2 protein-coding genes and 1 pseudogene are annotated in these 1,371 nt (G+C 63.6%); all 3 read right to left on the reverse strand.

Features of this window, described 5'->3' with window-relative positions:
• On the reverse strand, positions 1-168 hold a 168-nt coding region (locus EOA33_RS35855; RefSeq protein WP_127407733.1), incomplete at its 3' end, for a twin-arginine translocase TatA/TatE family subunit.
• Positions 169-348: 180 nt separating this feature from the next.
• Positions 349-1,104 carry an SMC-Scp complex subunit ScpB gene (gene scpB / locus EOA33_RS35860; RefSeq protein WP_126054199.1) on the reverse strand — a complete coding sequence of 252 codons (756 nt, stop codon included), beginning with the start codon at positions 1,102-1,104 and terminating at the stop codon, positions 349-351.
• Positions 1,101-1,371: pseudogene (locus EOA33_RS35865) on the reverse strand (segregation/condensation protein A); the annotation flags it as partial. The pseudogene EOA33_RS35865 and the gene scpB, both read right to left, overlap by 4 nt.

A 1,371-nucleotide genomic window follows, 5' to 3' on the forward strand; every position in this document is an offset into this window, starting at 1 on the left:
GTGCTCGACGGTGCGCTTGTCGTCAGCGTCGTCGTCGGCCATGCCCTTCTTGAAGCTCTTGATGCCCTTGGCCATGTCGCCCATCAGCTCGGGAATCTTGCCGCGGCCGAACACCAGCAGCACGATCACCAGCACGATCATCCAGTGCCAAATCGAAAACGAACCCATAGCTACTCTCTCTCGAATGATTTCCCTGGCGATGATCTATGCGTTTTCGCGTTGGGATTCAAACACAACCGCAACAGAGTTGATGAAAGGCGGTCGGAAGTCACGCACTTTTGCCGCGAGTGCCCGCTACGAATCCGCGCAGCCCATCGCCTGCCGCCCGTTTTCAACGGATCTTACGGGTCAATCTTCCGTGACGCGCGGCGTCAACAGGCCGAGTTCCTCGAGGTCGATGTCGGTCAATGCATCCTCGTCCTCGGTCAGCGCGTCAGGGTCGGCCGGCGGCAGCGGCACGGAGAAATTCGATGGCATGCGGGTCGAAAGCAGCCCGGCGCCTTTCAGTTCCTCCATGCCGGGAAGATCGCGGATCTCCTCCAGCGCGAAATGATCGAGGAAGGCGTCCGTCGTGCCGTAGGTGACGGGACGGCCGGGCGTACGGCGTCGGCCGCGCATCCTGATCCATTCCGTCTCCATCAGCGTGTCGAGCGTGCCCTTGGAGGTTTCGACGCCTCTGATGTCCTCGATCTCGGCCCGCGTCACCGGCTGGTGATAGGCGATGATCGCCAGCACTTCGAGCGCCGCGCGGGAGAGCTTCCTTTGCTGGATGGTGTCGCGGCTCATCAGGAAGGCGAGATCGCCGGCGGTACGGAAGGCCCAGGCATCGCCGACACGCACCAGATTGACGCCGCGCCTGGCATAGATCTGCTGCAGGTCGGCCATAGCAGCGGTGACGTTGATGCCGTCGGGCAGACGTGCGGCAAGCTGCTTTTCGCTGACCGGCTCGGCGCTGGCGAAGATGATTGCCTCGGCCATGCGCACGGCTTCCGCCAGAGCGAGCCGCTCGGCCGGATTCTCGACGCAAGCCTGCTCGACCGCAGGTTCCTCGGCCTCGTCCTCGACCTTGAACGGAATGACCGAAGCGTTGGCGCGTTCGCTCATGCTACCACCTCGACTGCCTTTATGCCTTGCGCGCGGCCGCGCAGATAGATCGGCGCGAACACCTGCTCCTGCCGCAAGTCCAATTTGCCCTCACGCACCAGTTCGAGCGTCGCGGCGAAGGAGCTGGCGACCGCCGTGCGCCGCTCCTCCGGCGCCGCGAGATACTCGATCAGGAAACTGTCCAGCGCCGTCCAGTCGCTGAGCGTGCCGACCAGCCTGTTCAGGATGTCGCGCGCATCTTTGAGCGACCACACGCCACGCCTGGCG

The sequence above is a fragment of the Mesorhizobium sp. M4A.F.Ca.ET.050.02.1.1 genome (assembly GCF_003997725.1).
In the GTDB taxonomy this organism is placed as follows: Bacteria; Pseudomonadota; Alphaproteobacteria; order Rhizobiales; family Rhizobiaceae; genus Mesorhizobium.

Excerpts from the sequence above, each read along its gene's own strand:
- scpB (WP_126054199.1), bottom strand. The coding sequence starts at position 1,104 with ATGAGCGAACGCGCCAACGCTTCGGTCATTCCGTTCAAGGTCGAGGAC.